Here is a 21,653-nt window from a genome sequence, read left to right on the forward strand (position 1 = left end):
TCAGGTCCCGATCGGGGCGGCGGCGAAGACGGAGTCGAACCGCTTGCACCAGATGACCACGCTCTTGTACTGGCTGAGGTCCACCCCCGCCGCGATGGAGTAGTTCGAGCTGCCCTTGTTGCCCTTGAGCGCGCCCAGGCTCCGGTAGTCCGGGCTCAGGTTCTGCTGGGTGTCGTGCCCGCCTTTGGAGAGCACCACCTTGAGGTCAGGACCGTTGGAGGTGTCGAGGTCCTCAAGCCGGAGCGCGTACGACCCGTCGGCGTTCCTGTAGACCTTGACCTTGCCGGTCGTCGTCCCGTGCGAGACCGACCGCCAACTGGAGGTGCTGAAGACCTCCCGCGTCGTCACCGCCGCACCCTGGGCCGCACCTGCCGAGCCCGCCGCGCCCGTGCCGTCCGTGCCGCCCGTGCCGGCCTGTGGCGCGGCAGCGGGCGGCGCGGACTCGTCGACGGTCTGGTCGACCCACAGCTTCCACGGCTGGAACGCGGCGAGGGCGAGTGCGGCCACCAGCCCCACGGCGAGGACGCTCACGGCGGAGATCAGCTTGTGCCCGAGGACGAGGCTCTTCACGTTCTTCATGTCACCTACAACGCCGCGTCCGGCCACCAGGAACGCGATTTTGTCTTACGTACCGCTTACGTGCCGTGCTCACCTCAAGGGAACCGGTCCGCCGGTCGTTGCGATTGCGTCATGTAACGGCCTCCTGACGACCTGGGGACGGTGGCCTGAACTATGGTGATCGGATGTCGGACTCGTCGCCGCGTCGGCTGCCCAGAGGGCGGTACGCGCTGTCTCGCGAAGAGGTCGAGCGCATCCAGCGCACGCGGCTGTGCACCGCGATGGCGGAGGCGATGACCGAGAAGGGCTACGTGGGCACCTCCGTCGAGGACGTGCTCAAACGGGCCGTGGTGTCCCGGCAGAGCTTCTACCAGCTGTTCGACTCCAAGCTCGACTGCTTCATGGCCGCCTTCGCCGGGGCCGGCGAACTGCTGCTCCAGCGGGTGCTGGAGTCGGTCGGCGTGGACGAGGCCACTGGAGGGCCCCGGCTGGAAGGCAGCCCGCTGGAACGGTTCGAGCGGGCGATTACGGCGTACCTGGACGTGCTGGCGGCCGAGCTGCCGTTCGCCCGGCTGTTCCTTGTCGAGGTGTACGCGGCCGGTCCCGAGGCCATCAGGCGGCGCGGCGAGATGCAGTCGACGCTCACCGACGCGCTCGCCGATCTGATGGAGGTGACCGACGACGCCGGGCGCTTCGCCTGCCAGGTGATCATCGCGTCGGTCAGCGCCATGGTGACCCCGCTGGTGGCCGACGGCGACGTGGACGGGCTGCGGGCCGTCGGCCCGCCGATGATCGATCATGTCCGGCGGCTGTGGGACTCCGGCACGTTCGGCACGCCCTGAAAGACAGAGCCGTCTCCTTGCAAATCAGGGAACGCGCTCCCTCGGCTACTCACCCGGCGATAGGACGCCGCGCCGGCATCGGCACGGACGCAACACCTCTCGGAGAACGCCCGACAGCGCCTCGCGGGGCGTGTTAGGAGGGGCGCATGAGCGAGGACAGAAACCCGTGGTACGCGATCAGCAGACTGACCGAGCCCTTCAGGCCGCCGCGCCCGGACCTCCGCCCGGACCTCGGCGAGCGGCTCACCCCCGAGGCGGTGCACGACCAGCGGTTCACCACCACCCGGCTGCTGCCGGGCTACGCGATGGAGGAGGTCGACGCCTTCCTCGACCAGGTGAGACAGGAGATGGCGCGGCTGATCCAGGAACGCGACGAGGCCCGTTCCCTGGCCGCCGAACGCCCTGACCGGCAACCGGCCGAGCCGGGCTGACTAACGCAGCCGCCAGACCGGACGCCGCACCCCGAGCTGGACCGGATCCGCCGTCGCGGGCGGGTGGACGTCGGTCCCGGGAGATGGATCGGGCACGTCCACGGGCTGCGGGACGGGCGCGGCGAGCTCCGTGGCCAGTACGGGCCGAGCGGGTCGCGGCGCAGGACGCGGTGCCGGACCGGACTCGACGGTGGCCGTCGTCGGCGCGGGCTCGGACTCGTGGCGCGGGATCAGCAGCACCGACCAGGCGGCCAGAATCAGCCCGACCCCCGACAGGAGGAACGCGCCCGGCGTCTTCGGCCACGGCTGGCCGTACACCAGGATGCCGGTGAGCCAGAGCGACGCCTTGGAGCCGACGGCCAGCACGATGATCACAACCGAGAGACGGCAGCGCTGCAGCCCGATCTGCGCCAGCCCGGCGCCCAGCAGCCCGGCGACGACCACGATGTACGGGTGCGGCGAGGCCAGCACCGGTTCGAGCCGCCAGGGATGCTCGTTCACGATCCGGGCGATGCTCGCGCCGGAGCTCTCGGCGAGCCCGACGACCACACCGGCCCCCAGACCGAACGCCACGCCGGTCACCCGCTTGGCGTGCCGCCCGTCCACCGGCTTGTCGCGCACGGTGAACAGCCAGAGCGGGATCAGCAACGACGGCACCACGACGAGGGACAGTTTCCAGAGCGGCACCGAGGCGTCCCACGGCCCGGCCTCGGTCGGGCTGTCGCCGGTCAGCAACCCGCCCGCGGCGGCGAACGCCAGCAGGGCCATGAGCAGGACCGTCAGCGCCCGCCGCTCGCCGCTCGTCACCCGTTCGCCGAAGTTGCTCACCGAGACCAGTAGCAGAACGGCCATCACCGGCCCGTACATCGGCACGACCACGCTTACCGGGAGCCGGGTCATGACGAGGCTCTGCGAGACCAGGCCGATGATGAGAGTCGTCAGTCCCCAGAGCCAGACGGGGTTGAGCGCGAGGTGCCGCGTCGTGTGCAGGGGCCGGGCGCCGGTCAGCCGCGGCATTCGGCTCGCGGTCGTCTTGAAGAGTGCGAACCCGGCGACATAGGCCACCGGTGCCGCACTGGCTAGAACAACCGCCCCCATGGCTGCTCCTCGGGAGGAGGCTCGAATCGAGCCAGGTGTGCTGTTGACACACGGTCCCATAACGGATCCGATAGCGAAACAGCCGAAACGTAAAGAAATTCATCCCCGTTTATCGAAAAATGAGCAGAAAGTTATTGTTCAGGCGGTCAGCAGGGAGTAGACGAGCGCGGCGGCGATGGCCACGCCGTAGGCGCCGCTCGCCAGCCGCACGGCCCGGACGCGGCGCGCCTCGTTCCAGCCGATGAACGCGAGGAGCCGGGCGAGCGCGGGCAGGACCAGCACGCCGTGCAGGCTCACCCCGTGCGCGAGCTTGAGGAAGCCGGTGACGGCGTAGGCCGTCTCCTGGGTGCCGGTGTTGGCCTCGATCACGCCCCGGGCGATCATGGCGGCCCCGGTGCCCAGCCCGATCATCAGGGTCACGAACCCGGCGCGCAACGCCAGCCGCAGGTCGGCGGGCACGTCGGCGGCCGGAGCGGGCAGGTCGGTGGCCGGGACGGGCCGGCCTGTGGCCAGGTCGGCGGGCAGGCCGATGGGCCGGAAGGCGGCCACGGCCATGATGCCGAGGACGACGATGAGCACGCCGCCGCCCGCCGCGAGCACGGTCGAGACCGCCGAGTCGAACGCCGTCTCCCGGTTGAGGTGCGAGGGCACGCCGCGCCAGGCCTGCAGCGTGATGCCGCCGACCTCGACGAGGCAGTCGGCCGCGAAGACGCCCAGCAGCGTGTCGCGGAGCCGTTCGCCGAGCGGCAGGTACGAGGCGACCCACGTGACGGCGATGAGCGTCAGCCCGAACGACAGCCCGAACGTTGCCGGCTTCCGCCAGGAGACCGGCCCCTCCCAAGGGCCTCCGTCCACCACGAACACCGCCAGGTGAAAGACCCCCGCCACCATGAGCGCGGCGCCGAGGACGTAACAGACCCGCTCCACCCGTCGCTGTGCCGTAGCCAGCATCCCGAACCCCCATCCGCTTGTGGACGGGGTCCATCGTGGAGCCGGCATGACGCGCGCCGCGTCGTCCACCGGGAGGCTTCGCGCCTACTCCGATCCGCGTATGCCGGTCAGGACTTGGTCGCGCCGATGGCGGCGGTGATGGCGGGCCAGCTCCTGATCAGCTCACGCTTCCAGTACGTCCACTTGTGCGTACCGGGGCCGTAGAGGTTGGCCGTGATCGAGACTCCGGCGGATCTGGCGGCGCGGACGAAGTTCTCGGTCATCCTTCCGGCGAGTTGCTCGCCGAACCGGCCCGCGTGCGTGGGCTTCATGTTGGGGTCGTCGTACGGGCCGACGCGGCCGTCGCCCGACGAGACGTAGACGCCGATGCCCTTGAGCCGGGACGCCATCACAGTCGCGTCGTGCGCCCTCCAGTTGGCACGGGCGGTCACCGGGTCGCCCCAGATGTCGTCACCGGCCGTCTGGTTCATGTACATCAGGATGGTCGGCATGCCGGGCGCGGTGATGTTGAGCGCGCCGCTGTAGGACGCCGCGAACTTGAACATGCCCGGATGGCGCTCGGCATAGGTGATGGCGCCCTGCCCACCGGACGACAGGCCGATCGCGGCCCGCGACGAACCGGCGTGGAAGTTGCGCTCCATCAGAGGGATGACCTCGTTGATGTGGAAGGTCTCCCACTGCGGGATGCCGCCCCGGCCGTCGTTCCACCAGTTGGTGTACGAGCCGTTCCAGCCGCCCTCGGGCATGACGATCATCACGTCGTGGCCCGCGGCGACCTGCCGGATGTTGGAGTCGTTGGTCCACGAGGTGTAGCGGTTGTTGCCACCGTGGTAGGCGTAGACCACGGGCCAGGTACGGGTCGCCTTGGACTTCCACGACTTGGGGAACAGGACCCGCGTCTTCACCTCGGTGCCGAGCGCCGGGGTGGCGATGGTGACGTCGTAGAGGTTCGTGCCGACCTTGGTCAGCTTGGTGATCTTCGCCCCGTCGTCGGCGGGCTTGAAGCCGGGCAGGCCCTTGGACTTCGGCATCCGCGGCTTCGTACCGCGCTTGCCGCGCAGGTCCGGGTCGTTCGGCGCCGGCTTCTCCTTGCCCGTGCTGAACGGGTTGCTCGCCGGCGGCCTCTGGGTGGGCGAGGTGGACGGCGGAGGCGACCCCATCGACTCGGGACCCGGCATGAAGTCGCCGGGGATCGACGAGGGACCCGGCGTGCCGGCGGCCGACCGGGGACGCTCCTCGGTCCTGCCCACCCCGGTCTGCGCGAGCACGATCATGCTCCCGGGCAACGTCACGGCGATCGCGACACCCGAGGCGATCGCGATCTTCTTCTCGGTCGAGAGCATCCTGCCGCCCAGGACCGGCCACTCGATGCGCTTCTTCACGGCTCCCCGCCCCGCCGCTCCCACTTGGAACGAAACTTGTGCAGGGAGTTAGTGTTCCATCCACCACATACGCACGCAACGACAACAAACGTGACATCAGATCACGATTGTCACTCGATTGCCCCGGGACGCGCCCTCGGTGCCGGTCTATCTGGTCTGGGCCTCCAACAATCGACATCCGGCCCTGCGCTCCTTCATCGAACTGGTGTTGGACGTGGTGGCGGAGGCCCGCCGATAGCCGTCGTTCAGATCTCCGACCCGGCGTGCTGCACCGGGACGGCCTCGCTGTCCTCCGGCTCGTCGTCGCCGATGGTGCCGATGTGCCGCAGCGCCACGACGGACAGGAACGAGAGGGTCAGGATGCCGATCGCGGCGACCAGCGTCGCGACGTTCAGTCCGGAGGTGGCCGCTTCCTTGGCCTGGTCGAGCAGGCCGGGAGGCAGCCGGTTCGCCACCGAGGACGCGCCCGCGAGGCTGTCGCCCGCCGCTTCGGCCACACCGTCCGGCGTTCCGGCGGGGATCTCGTCGTCGATGTCGCCGCGGTAGACCGCGGTGGCCAGGCTGCCCAGGATCGCGACGCCCAGGGCGAGCCCCAGTTCCTGAACGGTCTCCGACATCGCCGCGGCCGAACCGGCCTTCTCCGGCGGCGCGGCTCCGACCACCAGGTCCGTGCCCAGCGCCGCGATCGCCCCGAGCCCGAGGTAGACCAGGCCGAAGCCGATGACGACCAGGACGATGCCGCCCGTGGCGTTCACCAGGGTGAGCAGCACGTACCCGACCGTGGACAGCGCCAGCGTGACACCCACCACGATCCCCGGGCGAACGCGGCGCGCGACCAGCGGTGACCCGATCGCGGCCACGAACATCATCAGCGCGGGCGGCCCCATCCACACGCCCGCCTCGACCGGTGACAGCTCCTCCACGAGCTGGAGCTGCTGCGTGACCAGCAGCATGACGCCGCCGACGCCGACCAGCCCGACGAGCAGGATGCTCAGCGCGGCGCTGAACGTGCGATCGGCGAACAGCCGTACGTCCAGCAACGGGCTCGTCAGGTTGCCCTGGCGCCGGACGAACAGCACCGCGAACGCCAGGCCGACCACCGTGGCGAGGATCGTCGGGCCGTCGATGCCGTCCTTGGCGAACCGCTTCACCGCGTAGATCACCGGCAGGATCGCGATCAGCGACAGCGCGACGCTGAGGAAGTCGAACCGGCCGCTCTGCGGCGCGCGATATTCGGGGATCAGCACCGGCGCGGCCACCAGCAGGACGATCGCGACCGGGACCGCGAGCAGGAACGCCGAGCCCCACCAGAATTCCGCCAGCATCGCACCGCCGACCAGCGGTCCGATGGCCATGCCGAGCGCGAAGCTCGTCGCCCAGACCCCGATCGCCAGCGAGCGCTGGCGCGCGTCGGCGAACATGTTGCTGATCAGGGCCAGCGTGGAGGGCATCAGCGTGGCACCGGCGATCCCGAGCGCCGCGCGCGCTCCGATGAGCAGTTCGGCGCTGGTGGAGTAGGCGGCCACCACCGACACGGCGCCGAAGGCGGCGGCCCCGATCATCAGCAGCTTGCGGCGGCCGATGCGGTCGCCCAGCGTGCCCATGGTGATCAGGAAACCGGCGATCAGGAAGCCGTAGGCATCCATGATCCACAGCGCTTCGGTGCCGGTCGGGCGCAGGTCTTCGGCCAGCGAGGGAAGGGCGAGGTACAGCACGGTGACGTCGAGGCCGAGCAGCACGGTCGGCAACGACAGGACGGCGAGCCCGCCCCACTCCCGGGGACCGGCTCTGCGTGCGGTCGTGGTGCTCATAGGACTCCCTGCGTCGTCGAGGACCTGCGGGCTCACTCTGCCTACCGGCACGCACGATTTCCTGATGATTGGCTGGCGATAGACTCGGCACATGCGCTACGGGGTACTCGGCCCGCTGGCCGTCTGGGACGCCGAGGGGCGGCCGGTCAAGGTACCCGAAGCGAAGGTCCGCGCCCTGCTGGCCGATCTGCTGATCCACGGGGGCGGTCCCGTACCGGCCGACCGGCTGATCGAGGACCTCTGGGCGGGCAGTCCCCCAGGCGGGTCGGTCAACACGCTGCAGACCAAGATCTCCCAGCTGCGCCGCGTCCTGGGCCGCGACCAGGTGGTGCGCGAGCCGGCGGGCTACCGGCTGCGGCTGGCCGGCGACGCGGTCGACGCGCTGCGGTTCCAGAAACTGGCCGAGCGCGCCCGCGCCCACGACGAACCCGCGGTGAAAGGCGACCTGTTCGCCGACGCGCTCGCGTTGTGGCGAGGCCCGGCCTACGCCGACGTCGCCGAGTCCCTGTTCGCCCGCAGTGAGATCACCCGCCTGGAGGAGCTGCGGCTCTCGGTCCTCGAAGACCAGGCCGAGGTACGGCTGACGCTGGGCGACTACACGATGCTGGCCACGGAGCTAGGCGAACTCGTGGCTCAACACCCGCTCCGCGAACGGCTGCGCATGGTCCATATGCGCGCGCTCTATCAGGCCGGTCGGCAGAGCGAGGCGTTGCAGAGCTTCCAAGAGCTGCGGCGGCAACTGGCGGACGAACTAGGGGTGTCGCCCGGGCCGTTGGTCTCCGCCCTGCACGAGGCGATCCTCCGCCAGGAGCCGCATCTGGCACCGCCCACCGGACGATTGCCGTGCCGCACCAACCTGCCCACACCGCTGACCCCGTTGATCGGGAGGCAGGAGGCGGTCGACCAGGTGCGGGCGCGGCTGAACTCCGATTCCAGCACCCGGCTGGTCACGCTCACCGGTCTCGGCGGAGTCGGGAAGACACGGCTGGCGATAGCCGCGGCGCGCGACATGGCCGAACGGTTCGCCGACGGGGTGTGGCTGGTGGAGCTGGCCGGCCTGAGCGCCGCCTCGACTCCGGACGACATCGCCGAACGGGTCATCACGACGCTGGGACTGTGCGACACCGCGGCGACAGAGCCGACCATGGACGACCTGGTCAACTGGCTCGGCCAAGCGGTGGCCGAGAAGCGCCTGCTGCTCCTCCTGGACAACTGCGAGCATGTGGTCGAGGCGGTCGCCGCGCTGGCCGGAACGGTCCTGGCGACCGTACCCGGCGGACACCTGCTCGTCACCAGCCAGGAAGCCCTCGACATCCCGGGCGAAGTGGTGTTCCCGGTGCCGCCACTGGCGTTGCCGGAGGACACCGATCTGATCGCCCAGTCCAGCGCCGTCGAGCTGTTCGTGGAGCGGGCGGCGGCAGCCGTACCCGGCTTCACCCTCAACACGGGCAACGCGGCGGCCGTCTCCGCGATCTGCCGCCGGCTGGACGGCATCCCGCTGGCACTCGAACTCGTGGCCTCCCGGCTCCGGACGTTGAGCCCCGAGCAGCTCGCCGCCTGCCTGGACCACCGGTTCACCCTGCCCGACGTCCGGGCGCGCGGGCTGCCCGCCCGGCAGCAGACGCTGAGGAGCATGCTCGACTGGAGCTGGGAACTGCTGACCACGGACGAACAAACCGTCCTCCGCCGGTTGGCCGTCCATGCCGACGGCTGCACGCTCTCGTCCGCCGAAACCGTCTGCGCTGGCCCGGACCTGCCTCCCGAGCGGGTGCCCGACCTGCTGGCCCGGCTGGTGGACCGATCGCTGGTGGTACGTGAGGCAGAACGGTTCCGCCTGCTCGAATCAGTGGCCGCCTACAGCGCCGAACGGCTCGCAGAGACCGGTGAGGAATCCGCCGTACGTCTGGCGTTCGTCCGCTGCTACACCGAACTGACCGAACACGCCAACGACCGCCTGCGCGGCCCAGACCAGCGACGCTGGCTGGAGCAACTGGACGCCGAAACGGTCAACCTCCGCCGAGCCCTCGGCCTAGCTGACGCCGAGCACGCGCTGCGCCTGGTGAACGCGCTGACCTGGTACTGGTTCCTGCGCGGCCGGCTCACCGAGGCCCGCAGGTCGATCCAGGCAGCGCTGAACACCAACGGCCAGGCCACCCCTGCCGCCCGCCTGGAGGCGCAGGCCTGGCTGGCCGGAATAGAACTGCGCACAACCGGAACCCTCCACGAAGACCCGACGGTTGGCCTCGACAACCCGGTCCTACGAGCCCGACTGCAGTGGTTCATAGGCAGCGGCCAAGGCCTTGAGGGCCGTCGCCTAGTAGAGAAAAGCCTCACCGGCGCCCGCGCCGCCCACGACCGCTGGGGCGAGGCCGCAGCCCTCGTCGAACACGCCAGCTACACCTCGGACCGACGCGACGCAGAGTTGGGCGCCGCGCTGTTCCAGGAACTCGGCGACCGCTGGGGCCAGCTCCGCGCCACCAGAGCCCTCGCCCTAGTGGCCGAACTCGACGGCGACCACCCCCGCGCCGAGCGACTCCACCGCGAAGGCCTACTCGCGGCCGAAGAGCTCGGTCTGTGGACCGAGGTCGTCGAAGCCCTGACCTGGCTCGGCCAGACGGCCCTGTCCAGCGGTCACCCCGAGCGCGCGACGGAACTCTACGAGCGAGCCCTGTCCATCTCGGCCGAACGTGCCTACACCCGCGGCGAGATCCGCGCCGAGATCGGCCTAGGCCGAGCAGCCCGCCTCCGCGACGACCAGGAAACCGCCAAACACCACCTAAACCGAGCCCTAGCCAAAAGCCGCTCCTCAACCCAAACCGCAGAAGCCCAAGCAGAACTAAACCTCATCCCCCAACTCCACCAAAGCCCCCGCTCAGCCTGAATACCGGCGCCCCAGCCCCGGCACAGAGCGGCCACTTCGCGCGAACTCCTCGATGCCAGAACTGAGCGTTGCCGGTAGGCAATCAGAGCGGCGCGGCCGGTCGGAAACCATCATCGCCGACCATGCCTATCGCCCGAGCCGATTATCTGATGGCGAGGTCAGACGCGACGGTTATGGACGTAGCACCACCGCCACGCCGATCCCGGCTTCCGCCCCCGTGCCAGCGGGTGGTCGGTTTCCTCGTAGTGAGCCCTGGCGTGCCGGCCGGGCGAATCGTCGGAGCAGGCGACCCAGCCACAGCTCAGGCAGGTCAGCAGCGCCGTCCAGCCGCCCGCTCCTGCCAGGCATGCCCGGCAGGAGTCGCCCTTGGGAGCGACCGGCTCCAGACCGTCGAGATGCTCACAGGGTGGGGCGGAGCCGTTCGGGCTGTATCTTCCAGCGTCCATGACGCTGATTTCCTCGGAGCCCATCGAGCCCCCTTCATCGTGATCGAAACGCCGGACGAGTCCGGCCGATCACTTTCAGCCAACACGATGCCGCTCGCGGGGGAAACAACCAACCTGAGCGAAGGCCATCAGTCCAGCCGATCGGCCGCTTCCGGAAACCGGGAAGGGACGTCGCGCACGTATGCTACGTCCATAACAGCGGCATCGGGAGGTGGCGAGCATGGAGCTCCGCCAGCTTCGCTATTTCGTGACCCTGGCCGAGGAACTGCATTTCGGGCATGCCTCCGCCCGAGAGCACATCGTCCAGTCCGCGTTGAGCCAGCAGATCCAAAGGCTGGAGCGGGAACTGGATGTGCGCCTCGTCGACCGGAGCACCCACCACGTCGCGCTGACCGCCGCCGGTGCTCTGTTCCTTGTCGAGGCCCGGCAGATCCTCGCCCACGTCGAACGGGCCGCGACCATCGCCCGCAACGCGTCCAGCGCCTCACCGACACTGCGGGTCGGCACCGTCGACGCCAGCTACGACTCGATGCCGCAGATCCTCCACGAAGTCCACGCCCGCTACCCCGACCTGGTGATCCACCAAGTCGAAGCCGGCGTCCCCGATCAGTACCAGCAACTGATCGACGGCCGCCTCGACGTCGGTATCGGGCGGGCCGCCCTCGCCCCGCCCCAGGTCGCCTCACACCTGCTCCGCCACGACCCGCTCGGCGTCCTGGTCCCCCGAGGACACCGGTTCGCCGCGATGTCGGCCGTCCCGGTCGCCACCCTCGCGCAGGAGCCGCTGCTGCTCGCCGAAGAGATGAAGGCGCCGGAGTTCAACCAGTTCACCATCGAACTGTGCCGGACCGCCGGGTTCACCCCCACCGTCTACGAGGGGACCGTCGAAAGCATCCGTGCCGCCGCCGACCTCGTCGCCCAAGGACGCTGCCTGTACTGCGTTCCCTCGTCCTGCATCTCCGCTCTCCCAGGCACCATCTGGCGTCCCCTCACAGACCCGACCGCCAGCTACCCGTGGTCGGTGCTCTGGCGCGCTGGAGACGAGTCCCCGCACGTAAAAGCGATCGTCACCTGCGCACAGGCCATGTCGCACCGGCTCGGCTGGCTCACCACCGCCGCCGCCGCCGCCGAACGATGACCCACCGTCACGACAGCACCATGGCAACGACACCGAAGGCGGCGAGCACGCAGCGGCCGCGATCCTCGGTATCGATGTCGCAGCGGCCGGGGGCTTGCGTGGCGATCGGTTGCCGTGATGGGCCGTTGTCGGATCGAGCGTTTCCCCGAAGGCGGCAAGGGGTTTGACTGTGAGTGAACGAGCGTGATGGGCCGACGGCGGTACACGCCCGGCTCGGCGTGAACGAAGTGGAAAGACATGAACTCAAACCAAGAAGACCGGACGGTTCGACCGCCGGGCGCGGATGGCCCCACCCGACCCGACACACCCGCGGTGGTCGGCGGTCGGCGGTCGTGGCCGCCCGTACGGCGGTCCCGGATCGGCGGCTGGTGGGTGGCCCTGCTCGCCGCCGCGTTCGTGCTCCTGCTACTCATGATCTTCGTGTTGCAGAACGGGGACGACGTCCAGGTCTCCTTCCTCGGCTCGAACGCCGACCTGCCGCTGGGCATCGCACTGCTGCTCGCCGCGATCGCCGGGGTGCTGATCGTCGCGATCCCCGGGACCGGACGGATCCTCCAGCTCCGGCACCTCGCCCGGCAACGGGCCGCCCGGCAGGCACGACCCCGGCCGCCCGGCAGCGTCCAGAGCTAGCCTGTGTGTCAAAGTGGGCGTCGCGTGGCGGGCGGCTGATTTTGAGACACGCCCTGGCGGAAGACTCTCAGGCGAAGGGGCCGGGATGGGTGTGGTCGGCGCGATGGACCGGTTCCAGCAGCGGCATCGATGGGCCGGCCAGCCGATCGCGGTGATCTACAAGTTCGGCGACGACCAGGCCGGCTACCTCACCGCGTTGATCACCTACTACGGGTTCGTTTCGCTGTTCCCGTTGTTGCTGCTGCTGGTCACCGTCCTCGGCTTCGCCCTGCAGAACGATCCCGAACTGCAGCAGCGGGTACTGGATTCGGCACTGGCCCAGTTCCCCGTGATCGGCGACCAGATCGGCGCCAACATCCACTCCCTGCACGGCAGCGTGCCCGGCCTGATCTTCGGCATCGCCGGCAGCCTCTACGGCGGGCTGGGCGTGGTCCAGGCCACGCAGAACGCGCTGAACAAGATGTGGGGAGTGCCGCGCAACGCCCGTCCCAACCCGATCGCGGCACGCCTGCGCAGCCTGCTGCTCCTCGCGGTCGGCGGCACCGCGATCCTGGCGACCACAGCGTTGTCAGCGGTGACCGCGACCGCGGGCCCCTACGGCAGCGGCGTCCGGATCGCGGCGATCGCCGTCGCGATCGCCATCAACATCGTCCTGTTCACCGCCGCCTACCGGATACTGACCGCCCATCCCCTCACCACCGCCCAGGTCCGTGGTGCCGCGATCGCCGCCGCGCTGATCTGGCAGACGCTGCAGTGGGCAGGCGCGTTCCTGCTCGCCCACGCCCTGCAAGGCGCCACCGCCACCTACGGGCTCTTCGGGATCGTGCTCGGCCTGCTCGCCTGGATCTATCTGGGCGCCCTCACCTTCGTCGCCTGCGCCGAAGCCCACATCGTCCACACCCGGCGTCTGTGGCCGCGCAGTCTGCTCACCCCCTTCACCGACAGCGTCCACCTCACCCCTGCCGACCAGGCCGCCTACACCTCGTACGCCGAGACCGAACGCCACAAGGGCTTCGAGAACATCGACGTCGACTTCAACCCTCCCGACGACTGACCGGTCGGTCCCTTGCGTCAGGTGATCGGTTCCGCAGATGGGCCTTGCGTGGATTCCCGGTTTCCCCGATCTGTCCGGTGACCTTGACTGAGAGGTGGCCGGTCCACCTCGGCCCCGCACCCGCAGGAGTGATTCCATGAGTGTGTTCACCGATGAGGACGTCCACTTGTGCATGCCTGCTCCGCAACCGCGGATGGTGCGCGCTGCCAGGGACTATCTGACACCTCGATTCGCCAGCGGCGTCGACGCGGTGTTGTGGGAGATCATCGAGCATCCGCTACCGGATCTGGACGCCATCGACGCGGTCAACACCGCGTCGGCCCGCACGCAGTCAGGCGCCGGTGATCCGCCCGAGCCGATGGCGGTGGCCGCCGCCCTGGTGGTCCTGGGCGCGGCCCGCCTGGACCTGGACCAGACCGAGGCGCGACTGCTGAATACCGCGCAGGCCTCCGGCATGGACTGGCAGCAGATCGTCGCCATCCTCGGCCTGACCGCCGACCAAGCCGAGGAACGCTACCGGCAGCTCAAACCACGCTTGGACGAACCGGCCGCCGACACCCCGCCACCACACATCTCCGGCCGCCCGAGCCACCGGCCCAGGGCAGCCGTACGTCAGCACTCACTCCCGCAAACGTCCACCTGCCGACGCCCTTCGGCCGGCCGGCCCGCGACATGGGACGACCTTGAGGACGAGCCGTGGGAGCCATGGTGACCGCGTCCGCTCCCCGCACCGCGGCCGGTTCACCTCACGTCCTGCGCCCTCCACGGCACCGTTCCACACCGTTCGTCCGCGTCTGAACGGTGTCCTTGGCGCCAGGAATCCTCGCCGTCCCCCGGACGAATCCACGAGCGGACGCCGGCCGATCCCGCCGGGGCCAGGGCGGGGCCGCAAGCGTCTGTGGTCGCTGTTGTCGATCGTGGTCATTGTCGCGGTCTTCGGCTTCCTGATGCCGCGACTCGCCTCCTACCAGGGCATCTGGGCGGACCTGAGGGCCATGCCCTGGCCGCGCACCATCCTGGTGGCCTGTGTCGGAGCGGCCAACCTGGCCGCCTCCTGGGTCATGATCGTGACCATCCTGCCGTCGCTGCGATTGCGTCAGGCGGCGATGCTCAACCTCGGCCCCACCGCGGCGGCCAACACCCTTCCCGCCGGGGAAGCCGTCGCCTTGGGCGTCAGCTGGGCGATGCTGTCCAGCTGGGGTATCAGCACCAGGCAGTACGTGCTCTACACGCTGCTGTCCGGAACCCTCAACAACTGCGCCAAACTCCTCCTGCCGATCGTGGCGCTGGTCATCCTCACCCTGGTCGGCGAATCCAACACCGGCCTCACCGCCGCCGCCGTCACCGGCCTGGCCCTGCTGTGCCTCGGTGCGACCGCACTCTTCATCGTCCTGCATACCGACACCAGCCGCGCCCTGCATCATCTGCAGCGACTGCTGACCATCGTGCTCCGCCGGATGCACCGGCCCGCTCCTCGGCAACTGGCCCCTGCACTCACCGACTTCCACCAGCGAGCCCGCGCGCTGCTGGCCGAACGTGGCGTACGGATCGTGCTCGCCACCGTCACAGCCCACCTGTCCATGGCGCTGGTCCTGCTCACCTGCCTGTACGCGAGCGGCGTCACCCAGGCCCAGGTACCCTGGCCGACGGCTCTGGCAGCCTTCGCTTTCGCCCGGTTGCTGTCAGCCCTGCCGATCACCCCCGGCGGCGTGGGCGTCATCGAGCTCAGCCTCACCGGCTACCTGGCCATCGGCCTGGACGGCCCCACCATCACCAAGGTCACCGCCGCCGTACTGCTGTTCCGGGCCATCACCTACCTGCTGCCGATCCCGCTCGGCGCCGCCGCCTACCTCACCTGGCGCAGCAGCCAGATCCGCACCACCAAGGAGCTCAGTGATGAGCGTTGACCAAGATCCCGCACGCACCGCCTCGCCCGCCGAGACCCCGGGCGAGCGCGCCGACCGCAACTTCGTCGAACTCCTGCAGGGCTTCCGGGTCGCCGTCACCGGCGTCCAGGTGCTGTTCGCCTTCCTGCTCACCGTCCCGTTCTCGCCCGGATTCGCCAAGGTCGCCGCAGCCGACCGCACCCTGTTCTACGTCGCGCTGACCTCTGCCGCGGTCGCCTCGATGTTCTTCATCGCCCCCGTCGCCCAGCACCGCATCCTGTTCCGCCAGGGACTCAAGGAACCGCTCGTCCAGCGGGCGAACCTGTACGGCATGATCGGCACCCTCGCGCTGGCCGTCTCGATGAACGCCGCCACCCTCATGGTCATCGACTACCTGTTCGCCGGACCACTGCCTCTCATCACCGCCGCCGCCACCACTGGCCTCGCCACCTGGCTGTGGTTCCTCGAACCCATCATCCTGCGCGCCCGGAACACCTGACCGTCAGCGCGAGCCGCCCGCGATCGGTCAGTACTCGAGTTCGGGGCGCAGGGGTCCGCCGACGCGGTGGAGATGCCGGAGCACCTCGGCGTAGGAGTTGAGAACGCCGGTCTCACAGTATTCGATGCCGTGCAGCGAACAATGGGCGCGGATGAGCACTTGGGCATGGCGCAGATTGGGCCGCGGCATCGACGGGAACAGATGGTGCTCGATCTGATAATTGAGCCCACCGAAGACGCACGCGGCAAGGCGCCCGCCGCGAACGTTACGGGCGGTCAGCACCTGCCTGCGCAGATAGTCGATCTCATCTTCCTCGGTGAAGATGGGCATTCCCTTGTGGTTGGGAGCGAACGAACACCCCATGTACAGCCCGAACAGCCCTTGCTGAACGACCGCGAAACACACCGCCTGAACGGGGGACAGCACCCACAGCAGGGCGCCGGCATAAGCGACGAGATGAGCGGCCAGCAGGCCCGCCTCCGCCACCCTGGCCGCGGGGTTGCCGCCAGTCCGGCCGAAGAGCGATCGCACGCTGGCCACATGGAGGTTGACGGCCTCCAAGAGCAACATCGGGAAGAAGAACCAGGCCTGGTGGCGTGCCACCCAGGCGGCGGGCCCGCGACGGGCGCCGGCCTGAGACGGTGTGAAGGCGAGCGCGCCATCGGCGATGTCGGGATCGCGGTCTACCTGGTTGGGGTGGGCGTGGTGGCGGTTGTGCTTGGAGACCCACCAGCCATACGCGAGTCCCACCAGCAGATTGCCGTGCAAACGGCCCAGCAAGACGTTGGCACGCTTCGATCTGGAGATCTGCTGATGCCCGGCGTCATGGCCCAGGAACGCGGTCTGCGTGAACATCACCGCCAGGAACACCGCGACCAGCAGCTGCCACCACGACCGCCCGATCAGCGCGAACGCGGCCCATCCTGCGGCCAGCAGAAGCAGATTCACCCCGATCTTGAACGAGTAGTAACCGGGGCGCCGATCCAGGAGCCCGGCCTGCTTCACCCTGCGTGACAGCACCGCGTAATCGCTGCCACGGCCAGAAGATCTGGCCTGCCCGGCGCCCGCCCTCGGGTGCCGGGCGGTCATGCGTCCTGTCTCGGTTGCAGCGCTGCTCAATGTTCCGACCTCCGCGTGGTCCGAGGGGCCGCGACCATGGCGGCCGACCACTTCCCAGCCAAGCCCCTTCATGAACCCGCGGAAACCGGCAACATGAGCAAGTCCCATCACCGGACCCGATAACGCGGTTCCCCGACACAACCCGAAAGGACGACCCTGGCCATCCGGTTCCCCGCGATCACACCCTATTTACTGGGCTGCGGCGTCTCACAGGAGATCTTCGGATCCACTCCGACGTAGTTGAGCGGACCAGCGACAATGGTGACCGCAATCGTGGCCAGGTTCGAGCAGTCCGCGTCCGAGTCACTGAAATAGTGACGCTGCCCCGCCGCTATCGCGCCAATAACCAACCACACCACAAGCACTATCGAGCCGATACGCACTGCTACCTCCGCTGGCACACCACTGTGCGTCATACATGGCGATCGCACCGTTGGCGACAATCCACAAGCCAGTAAATGCCGTCCGCAGACAAATGGACATGAGCAGTACGAGCAAACTCCATCACAAGGGCTGATAACGACCGCCGCTCTCGGTGATTCAATGAGCCCGCCGTCACAGTGCCGAGATCAGTCCGAGCAGGATTCGCAGATCCGGTGCCGGACTGTGGTCCCGCGGTTCGGCGGCTGGCTCTGGCTCGGCTCGTACGGCGGTGGCTGGTTCGGTCATGACATCCGCGAACAGCGCACCGAGCAGGTCGGTCGCACTCGCCGGCCTGCGGGAACGCAGCCACGCCTCGAGGTCGGTATCGGCCTCGGACAACAGGGTCCGCAGCGCGGCGAACACGCGCAGATCGTTGCCATGTACGGGCAGGCAGGCTCCTCCGCACTCCTTCAACTCCGCGAGCTTGGCACGGGTCACCTCCCCATCCGGCCAGCCGTGTGCTCCAGGCGCCCAGCGGCGCCCTTGCGCCAGCGCCTGGCCTCGACCACCGCCACCGGAAGGTCGCCCACGTACTCCAGGACGTAGCCCGACCGCAGGGGTTTGTCCCGGCGAAAGGCGGGTGGTGGCGCGGATACGCCCATCGTCGAGCTGCCATTGCCCCCTATGCGATCACCCGGCCCGCCCGGAGGTCTCCTCAAGCGCGGGCAGCGCCAACCTTTGGCAGTTCTCATCTCATCGAGATCAAATAGCGAAATGTGTAGATGTAGCGAGGGTAAAGTGGCAACGCCTACACACACGGTACGAGCCGGATAAAGGTGCGGGTCGGGTTAGATGCCGAGGCCGCGGCCGATGATTTCTTTCATGATTTCGGTGGTGCCGCCGAAGATGGTCTGGATGCGGACGTCCTGGTAGGCCTTGGCGATCGGGTACTCGTTCATGTAGCCGTAGCCGCCGTGGAGTTGGACGCAGCGGTCCACGACCGTCTTGAGCATCTCGGTGGTCCAGTACTTGGCCATCGAGGCCTCTTCGGCGCCGAGCTCGCCCTTGACCTCTTTGGCGATGCACTGGTCGACGAAGGCGCGGCTGACGGTGATCTCGGTCTTCATTTCGGCGAGGGTGAAGCGGTTGTGCTGGAACTTGCCGATCGGGCGGCCGAACGCCTCGCGGGTCTTGCAGTATTCGAGGGTCGTCTCGAAGGCCTGCTCGGCGCCGGAGACGGCGGAGACCGCGATGCACAGGCGTTCGCGGGCGAGGTTCTGCATCAGGTAGATGAAGCCCATGCCCTCCTCGCCGAGGAGGTTGCGCGCGGGGACGCGGACGTTGTCGAAGAAGAGCTCGGCGGTGTCCTGGGCGTGCATGCCGACCTTGTCGAGGTTGCGGCCGCGCTCGAAGCCCTCCATGCCGCGTTCGACCATGAGGAGGCTGACGCCGTGGGCGCCGGCGGAGGCGTCGGTCTTGGCGGCCACGATCACCAGGTCGGACAGGATGCCGTTGGTGATGAACGTCTTGGAGCCGTTCAGGACGTAGTCGTCCCCCTCCTTGACCGCCGTGGTCTTCATGCCCTGCAGGTCGGACCCCGCGGCGGGCTCGGTCATCGCGATGGCGGTGATCAGCTCGCCGGAGCAGTAGCCGGGCAGCCAGCGGGCCTTCTGCTCGTCGTTGAGGAGCTGGACGAGGTAGCCGCCCACGACGTCGTTGTGCACGGCGAAGCCGGGGCCGCTGGCCATGGCGCGGGCCAGTTCCTCGTTGAAGATCGTGTAGTAGCGGTAGTCGTCGTTACCGCCGCCCCCGTACTCCTCGGGCATCTCGATGCCCAGCAGGCCCTGGCGTCCGGCCGCGAGCCACACGTCCCTGGAGACGATCTCGTCCTTCTCCCACTGCGCGTGGTACGGCTCGATCTCCTTCGCGATGAAGGACCGCACCATGTCGCGGAAGGCCTCGTGCTCCTCGGTAAAGATCTCGCGCGCCATGTCGCTCCCTGGTAAGTAACCCCTGATACAGAGATAATGTAACACTGGCACTGTCACATAAGGGAGGGGGTGCGATGGAGCTCACCGTCGACGAACTGGCCGCCCGCGCCGGGGTCAGCGTCCGCACCGTCCGCTTCTATGCCGGCCGGGGCCTGCTCCCGCCTCCTCGGCTGCGCGGCCGGACCGGTCTTTACGGTGCCGATCACCTGGCACGGCTGGAGCTCGTCCGCGAGCTCCAGTCCCTCGGGCTCACGCTCGCGGCGATCGAGAAGCACCTCGAAAAGATCCCCCTGGACGCCCCGCCGGAAGACCTGGCCCTCCAGCGGGCTCTCCTTTCCCCGTGGGCACCGGAGCGGCCGGAGGAGCTCGACCGTCACGAACTCGACCGCCGTGCGGGTCGCCACCTGGACGACGATGCCCTCAAACGCCTGGAGGCGCTCGGCGTCATCGAACCCACGGCCGACGGCGTACGCGTGGTCAGTCCCGCGCTCCTCGGCATCAGCGCCGAGCTGGCCGAGCTGCCCATGCCGCTCGACACCCTCATCGCCTCGCACGAGGCCGTCGACCGCTACACCACCGCGCTGGCCGCCGAGCTGCAGAGCGTCTTCCAGGACACCGTGGTCCGCCCGTACCGCGAACGCGGCCGTCCCCCCGACGAACGCGAGCAGCTCCTCGAACTGGCCACCAAGCTCAAACCCCTGATGATCCAGTCACTGGTCACCTCGTTCCAGCGCGCCGTCGACAAGGCCATCCGCCGCACCGTCCCCCACGATTGATCTAGCATCCCATCATGGAACGGCACGTTCGCCTTGGTCAGCTCCTCTACATGCTCGGCTACCAGGCTCTGCGATTTGTGACCTTCCAGTCACGCCGCGACAGAGCCGGCCAGGAAGAGGAAAGGCCGCTGCCTCCGCCGGGCATGTCGCCGCCCTGGGGCGGGCCTCCCCCACAGGCCGAGGCCAGACGGCTCTGGTGACGAGTACGGTCTTACGAGTTGCGCCACTCGCCGCCTTCGTAGTCGACCAGGCGAGGGTGGATCAGGGTGTTGACGTCCACGTCGCGGTGGCGGAGGTCCTTACCGAAGACCGTGGCGGCGCGGAGCACGTCGGCGTCGAGAAAGCGTAGGTCGGGGGTGTCGGCGGCGAGCTTGAGCTCGGGTTCGGCTCCCGCCTGGGCCATCACGTAGCCCCAGTCGCCAAAGCTCGGCACGTCCACGTGGTAGGGGTTCGTGGCGAAGCCGGCCTCGCGGATGGTCTTCTCGATGCACCAGAACGACTTGGGCGCGAAGTACGGCGAACCTGACTGGACCACCATGCGGCCGTGGGGAGCGAGGATGCGCTTGACCAGGCCGTAGAACTCGACGGAGTAGAGCTTCGCGGTGGCGACGTCGTCGGGGTCGGGCATGTCGACGATGATCGAGTCGTAGCGTTCGGTCCGGCCGCGGAGCCAGGAGAACGCGTCGGCGGTGACGGTGCGGACCCTCGGGTCGTCGAAGGCCCGCTGGTTGAGATCGGCGATCTCCCGGTGGGTGCGGGCCAGGCGGATCATCTCCGGGTCCAGCTCCACCAGGGTCGCGCTGCGGACGTCCTTGTAGCGCAGCACCTCGCGCAGGGCCAGGCCGTCGCCGCCGCCCAGGATGAGCACCTTGCCGCGGGCGGCGGAGAGGGCCGGGTGAACGAGGCTCTCGTGGTAGCGGTATTCGTCCACGGACGAGAACTGCAGGTCGCCGTTCAGGAAGAGACGCAGGTCGGGCCTTCCCGAGAGTCCGAGTCTGCGGGTGAGGACGATCTCCTGGTAGGGCGTCCGTTTGGAGAGGGTGATCGGGTCGCGGTAGAGCGCCTGGCGGGCGGAGACCTCGAAGCCGTCGGCCAGCACGTAGGTGCCGCCGAGGACCAGCAGGACGGCGGCCATGCCCGTCCACAGGCCGGTACGGGCGGCGCGGCCGACCTGGCGGCGGAAGAGCCACAGGACGACGGCCATGCCCGCGACCGCGTTCACCACGCCGACCAGGAGCGCGCCCTTGATGTGCCCGAACGCGGGGAGGAGGACGAACGGGAAGGCCAGGCCGCCGATCAGCGCGCCCACGTAGTCGGCGGCGAACAGGTCGGCCACCGCGCTGCCCGCGTCCTGCCGCCGGATGCGCTGGAGGAGCGTCATCAGGAGCGGGATCTCCGCGCCGATCAGAGCGCCGACGAGGAACGCGACCACGACGAGCGCGGGGACGTAGAGGTTGAGCCAGGCGAACGCCGCGTACAGCGCGAGAACCGAGAGGCCGCCCAGCAGAGCCAGCGCCGCCTCCACGATGGCGAACGCGGCGACGGGCCGGCTCTGCAGCGGCTTGGCGGCCAGCGAGCCGACGCCCATCGCGAAGACCATGACCGACAGCACGATCGACGCCTGCGTGACCGAGTTGCCGACCAGGTAGCTGCCGAGCGCCACCAGCGCCAGCTCGTACACCAGGCCGCAGGCGGCGCACGCGAAGACCGCCGCCAGGACCAGTGCCCTGGCGGCGCGCGCGGGCACCCGCAGTGTGGTCTCGTGCATCAAGGACCTCCCCCCGGCGCGGTCTCGCG

The 21,653-nt window shown here is 69.0% G+C and carries 22 protein-coding genes; 11 read left to right on the forward strand and 11 right to left on the reverse strand.

What is annotated here, in order from left to right; all coding sequences use genetic code 11:
• Positions 1-579, reverse strand: coding sequence for a DM13 domain-containing protein (locus ABD333_RS20540; RefSeq protein WP_344543188.1), 579 nt, complete (start codon positions 577-579; stop codon positions 1-3).
• Between the two features lie 164 nt (positions 580-743).
• Here ABD333_RS20540 and ABD333_RS20545 point away from each other — a divergent pair, with 164 nt between their 5' ends.
• The gene (locus tag ABD333_RS20545) at positions 744-1,400 is read left to right on the forward strand and encodes a TetR/AcrR family transcriptional regulator (protein ID WP_344543190.1); all 657 of its coding nucleotides are present in this window, start codon (positions 744-746) and stop codon (positions 1,398-1,400) included.
• A 146-nt stretch (positions 1,401-1,546) separates the two neighbouring features.
• A complete protein-coding gene (locus tag ABD333_RS20550; protein WP_410555920.1) occupies positions 1,547-1,831 on the forward strand; it encodes a DivIVA domain-containing protein in 285 nt (94 codons plus the stop codon).
• Here ABD333_RS20550 and ABD333_RS20555 read toward each other — a convergent pair whose 3' ends face one another.
• The 4 genes from ABD333_RS20555 to ABD333_RS20570 form a co-directional block, all read right to left on the reverse strand.
• Positions 1,832-2,929, reverse strand: coding sequence for a hypothetical protein (locus ABD333_RS20555; RefSeq protein WP_344543192.1), 1,098 nt, complete (start codon positions 2,927-2,929; stop codon positions 1,832-1,834). It lies immediately after the preceding gene.
• Between the two features lie 138 nt (positions 2,930-3,067).
• On the reverse strand, positions 3,068-3,880 hold the full coding sequence (locus ABD333_RS20560; protein ID WP_344543194.1) for a hypothetical protein: 813 nt from the start codon (positions 3,878-3,880) through the stop codon (positions 3,068-3,070).
• A gap of 107 nt (positions 3,881-3,987) precedes the next feature.
• Positions 3,988-5,262, reverse strand: coding sequence for an alpha/beta hydrolase (locus ABD333_RS20565; protein WP_344543196.1), 1,275 nt, complete (start codon positions 5,260-5,262; stop codon positions 3,988-3,990).
• Positions 5,263-5,507: 245 nt separating this feature from the next.
• Entirely contained in the window at positions 5,508-7,073 is a 1,566-nt protein-coding gene (locus tag ABD333_RS20570; protein ID WP_344543197.1) for an MFS transporter, read from the reverse strand.
• A gap of 91 nt (positions 7,074-7,164) precedes the next feature.
• On the opposite strand from ABD333_RS20570, the gene ABD333_RS20575 reads away from it, so the two are divergent.
• The gene (locus ABD333_RS20575; protein WP_344543199.1) at positions 7,165-9,954 is read left to right on the forward strand and encodes an AfsR/SARP family transcriptional regulator; all 2,790 of its coding nucleotides are present in this window, start codon (positions 7,165-7,167) and stop codon (positions 9,952-9,954) included.
• A 158-nt stretch (positions 9,955-10,112) separates the two neighbouring features.
• On the opposite strand, the gene ABD333_RS20580 is transcribed toward ABD333_RS20575, so the two are convergent.
• Complete coding sequence (locus tag ABD333_RS20580; protein WP_344543200.1) at positions 10,113-10,424, reverse strand: UBP-type zinc finger domain-containing protein; 312 nt, start codon at positions 10,422-10,424, stop codon at positions 10,113-10,115.
• A 196-nt stretch (positions 10,425-10,620) separates the two neighbouring features.
• Between ABD333_RS20580 and ABD333_RS20585 the strand changes: the two genes are divergently transcribed.
• The 6 genes from ABD333_RS20585 to ABD333_RS20610 all read left to right on the forward strand — a co-directional run bounded on the left by ABD333_RS20585 (position 10,621) and on the right by ABD333_RS20610 (position 15,607).
• Entirely contained in the window at positions 10,621-11,538 is a 918-nt protein-coding gene (locus ABD333_RS20585; RefSeq protein WP_344543202.1) for a LysR family transcriptional regulator, read from the forward strand.
• A gap of 312 nt (positions 11,539-11,850) precedes the next feature.
• On the forward strand, positions 11,851-12,168 hold the full coding sequence (locus ABD333_RS20590) for a LapA family protein (RefSeq protein ID WP_344543203.1): 318 nt from the start codon (positions 11,851-11,853) through the stop codon (positions 12,166-12,168).
• Between the two features lie 85 nt (positions 12,169-12,253).
• Positions 12,254-13,222 carry a YihY/virulence factor BrkB family protein gene (locus tag ABD333_RS20595; RefSeq protein WP_344543205.1) on the forward strand — a complete coding sequence of 323 codons (969 nt, stop codon included), beginning with the start codon at positions 12,254-12,256 and terminating at the stop codon, positions 13,220-13,222.
• Between the two features lie 136 nt (positions 13,223-13,358).
• Positions 13,359-13,934: a hypothetical protein gene (locus ABD333_RS20600; RefSeq protein WP_344543207.1), complete on the forward strand. Its 576-nt coding sequence runs from the start codon at positions 13,359-13,361 to the stop codon at positions 13,932-13,934.
• Positions 13,935-14,139: 205 nt separating this feature from the next.
• Positions 14,140-15,129, forward strand: coding sequence for a lysylphosphatidylglycerol synthase transmembrane domain-containing protein (locus ABD333_RS20605; RefSeq protein ID WP_344543208.1), 990 nt, complete (start codon positions 14,140-14,142; stop codon positions 15,127-15,129).
• Positions 15,119-15,607, forward strand: a complete 489-nt coding sequence (locus ABD333_RS20610) for a DUF6328 family protein (RefSeq protein ID WP_344543210.1) — start codon at positions 15,119-15,121, stop codon at positions 15,605-15,607. Before ABD333_RS20605 ends, ABD333_RS20610 begins: the two co-directional genes overlap by 11 nt.
• A 27-nt stretch (positions 15,608-15,634) precedes the next feature.
• Here ABD333_RS20610 and ABD333_RS20615 read toward each other — a convergent pair whose 3' ends face one another.
• From ABD333_RS20615 to ABD333_RS20630, 4 genes are all read right to left on the reverse strand, one after another.
• On the reverse strand, positions 15,635-16,696 hold the full coding sequence (locus tag ABD333_RS20615) for a fatty acid desaturase family protein (RefSeq protein ID WP_344543212.1): 1,062 nt from the start codon (positions 16,694-16,696) through the stop codon (positions 15,635-15,637).
• A gap of 585 nt (positions 16,697-17,281) precedes the next feature.
• On the reverse strand, positions 17,282-17,587 hold the full coding sequence (locus ABD333_RS20620) for a hypothetical protein (protein WP_344543213.1): 306 nt from the start codon (positions 17,585-17,587) through the stop codon (positions 17,282-17,284).
• A complete protein-coding gene (locus tag ABD333_RS20625; protein WP_344543215.1) occupies positions 17,584-17,751 on the reverse strand; it encodes a hypothetical protein in 168 nt (55 codons plus the stop codon). Before ABD333_RS20625 ends, ABD333_RS20620 begins: the two co-directional genes overlap by 4 nt.
• A 186-nt stretch (positions 17,752-17,937) precedes the next feature.
• Positions 17,938-19,080 (reverse strand): acyl-CoA dehydrogenase family protein, encoded by a 1,143-nt coding sequence (locus ABD333_RS20630; RefSeq protein ID WP_344543216.1) that lies wholly within the window; start codon positions 19,078-19,080, stop codon positions 17,938-17,940.
• Between the two features lie 74 nt (positions 19,081-19,154).
• Between ABD333_RS20630 and ABD333_RS20635 the strand changes: the two genes are divergently transcribed.
• On the forward strand, positions 19,155-19,856 hold the full coding sequence (locus tag ABD333_RS20635; protein ID WP_344543217.1) for a MerR family transcriptional regulator: 702 nt from the start codon (positions 19,155-19,157) through the stop codon (positions 19,854-19,856).
• A 14-nt stretch (positions 19,857-19,870) separates the two neighbouring features.
• Positions 19,871-20,056: a hypothetical protein gene (locus tag ABD333_RS20640; RefSeq protein WP_344543218.1), complete on the forward strand. Its 186-nt coding sequence runs from the start codon at positions 19,871-19,873 to the stop codon at positions 20,054-20,056.
• 11 nt (positions 20,057-20,067) lie between these two features.
• Here the strand turns inward: ABD333_RS20640 and ABD333_RS20645 are convergent, their stop codons facing one another.
• The gene (locus tag ABD333_RS20645; RefSeq protein WP_344543220.1) at positions 20,068-21,624 is read right to left on the reverse strand and encodes a polyamine aminopropyltransferase; all 1,557 of its coding nucleotides are present in this window, start codon (positions 21,622-21,624) and stop codon (positions 20,068-20,070) included.
• Positions 21,625-21,653: the final 29 nt, after the last annotated feature.

The sequence above is a fragment of the Actinomadura fulvescens genome, from assembly GCF_039533225.1.
GTDB lineage: Bacteria > Actinomycetota > Actinomycetes > Streptosporangiales > Streptosporangiaceae > Spirillospora > Spirillospora fulvescens.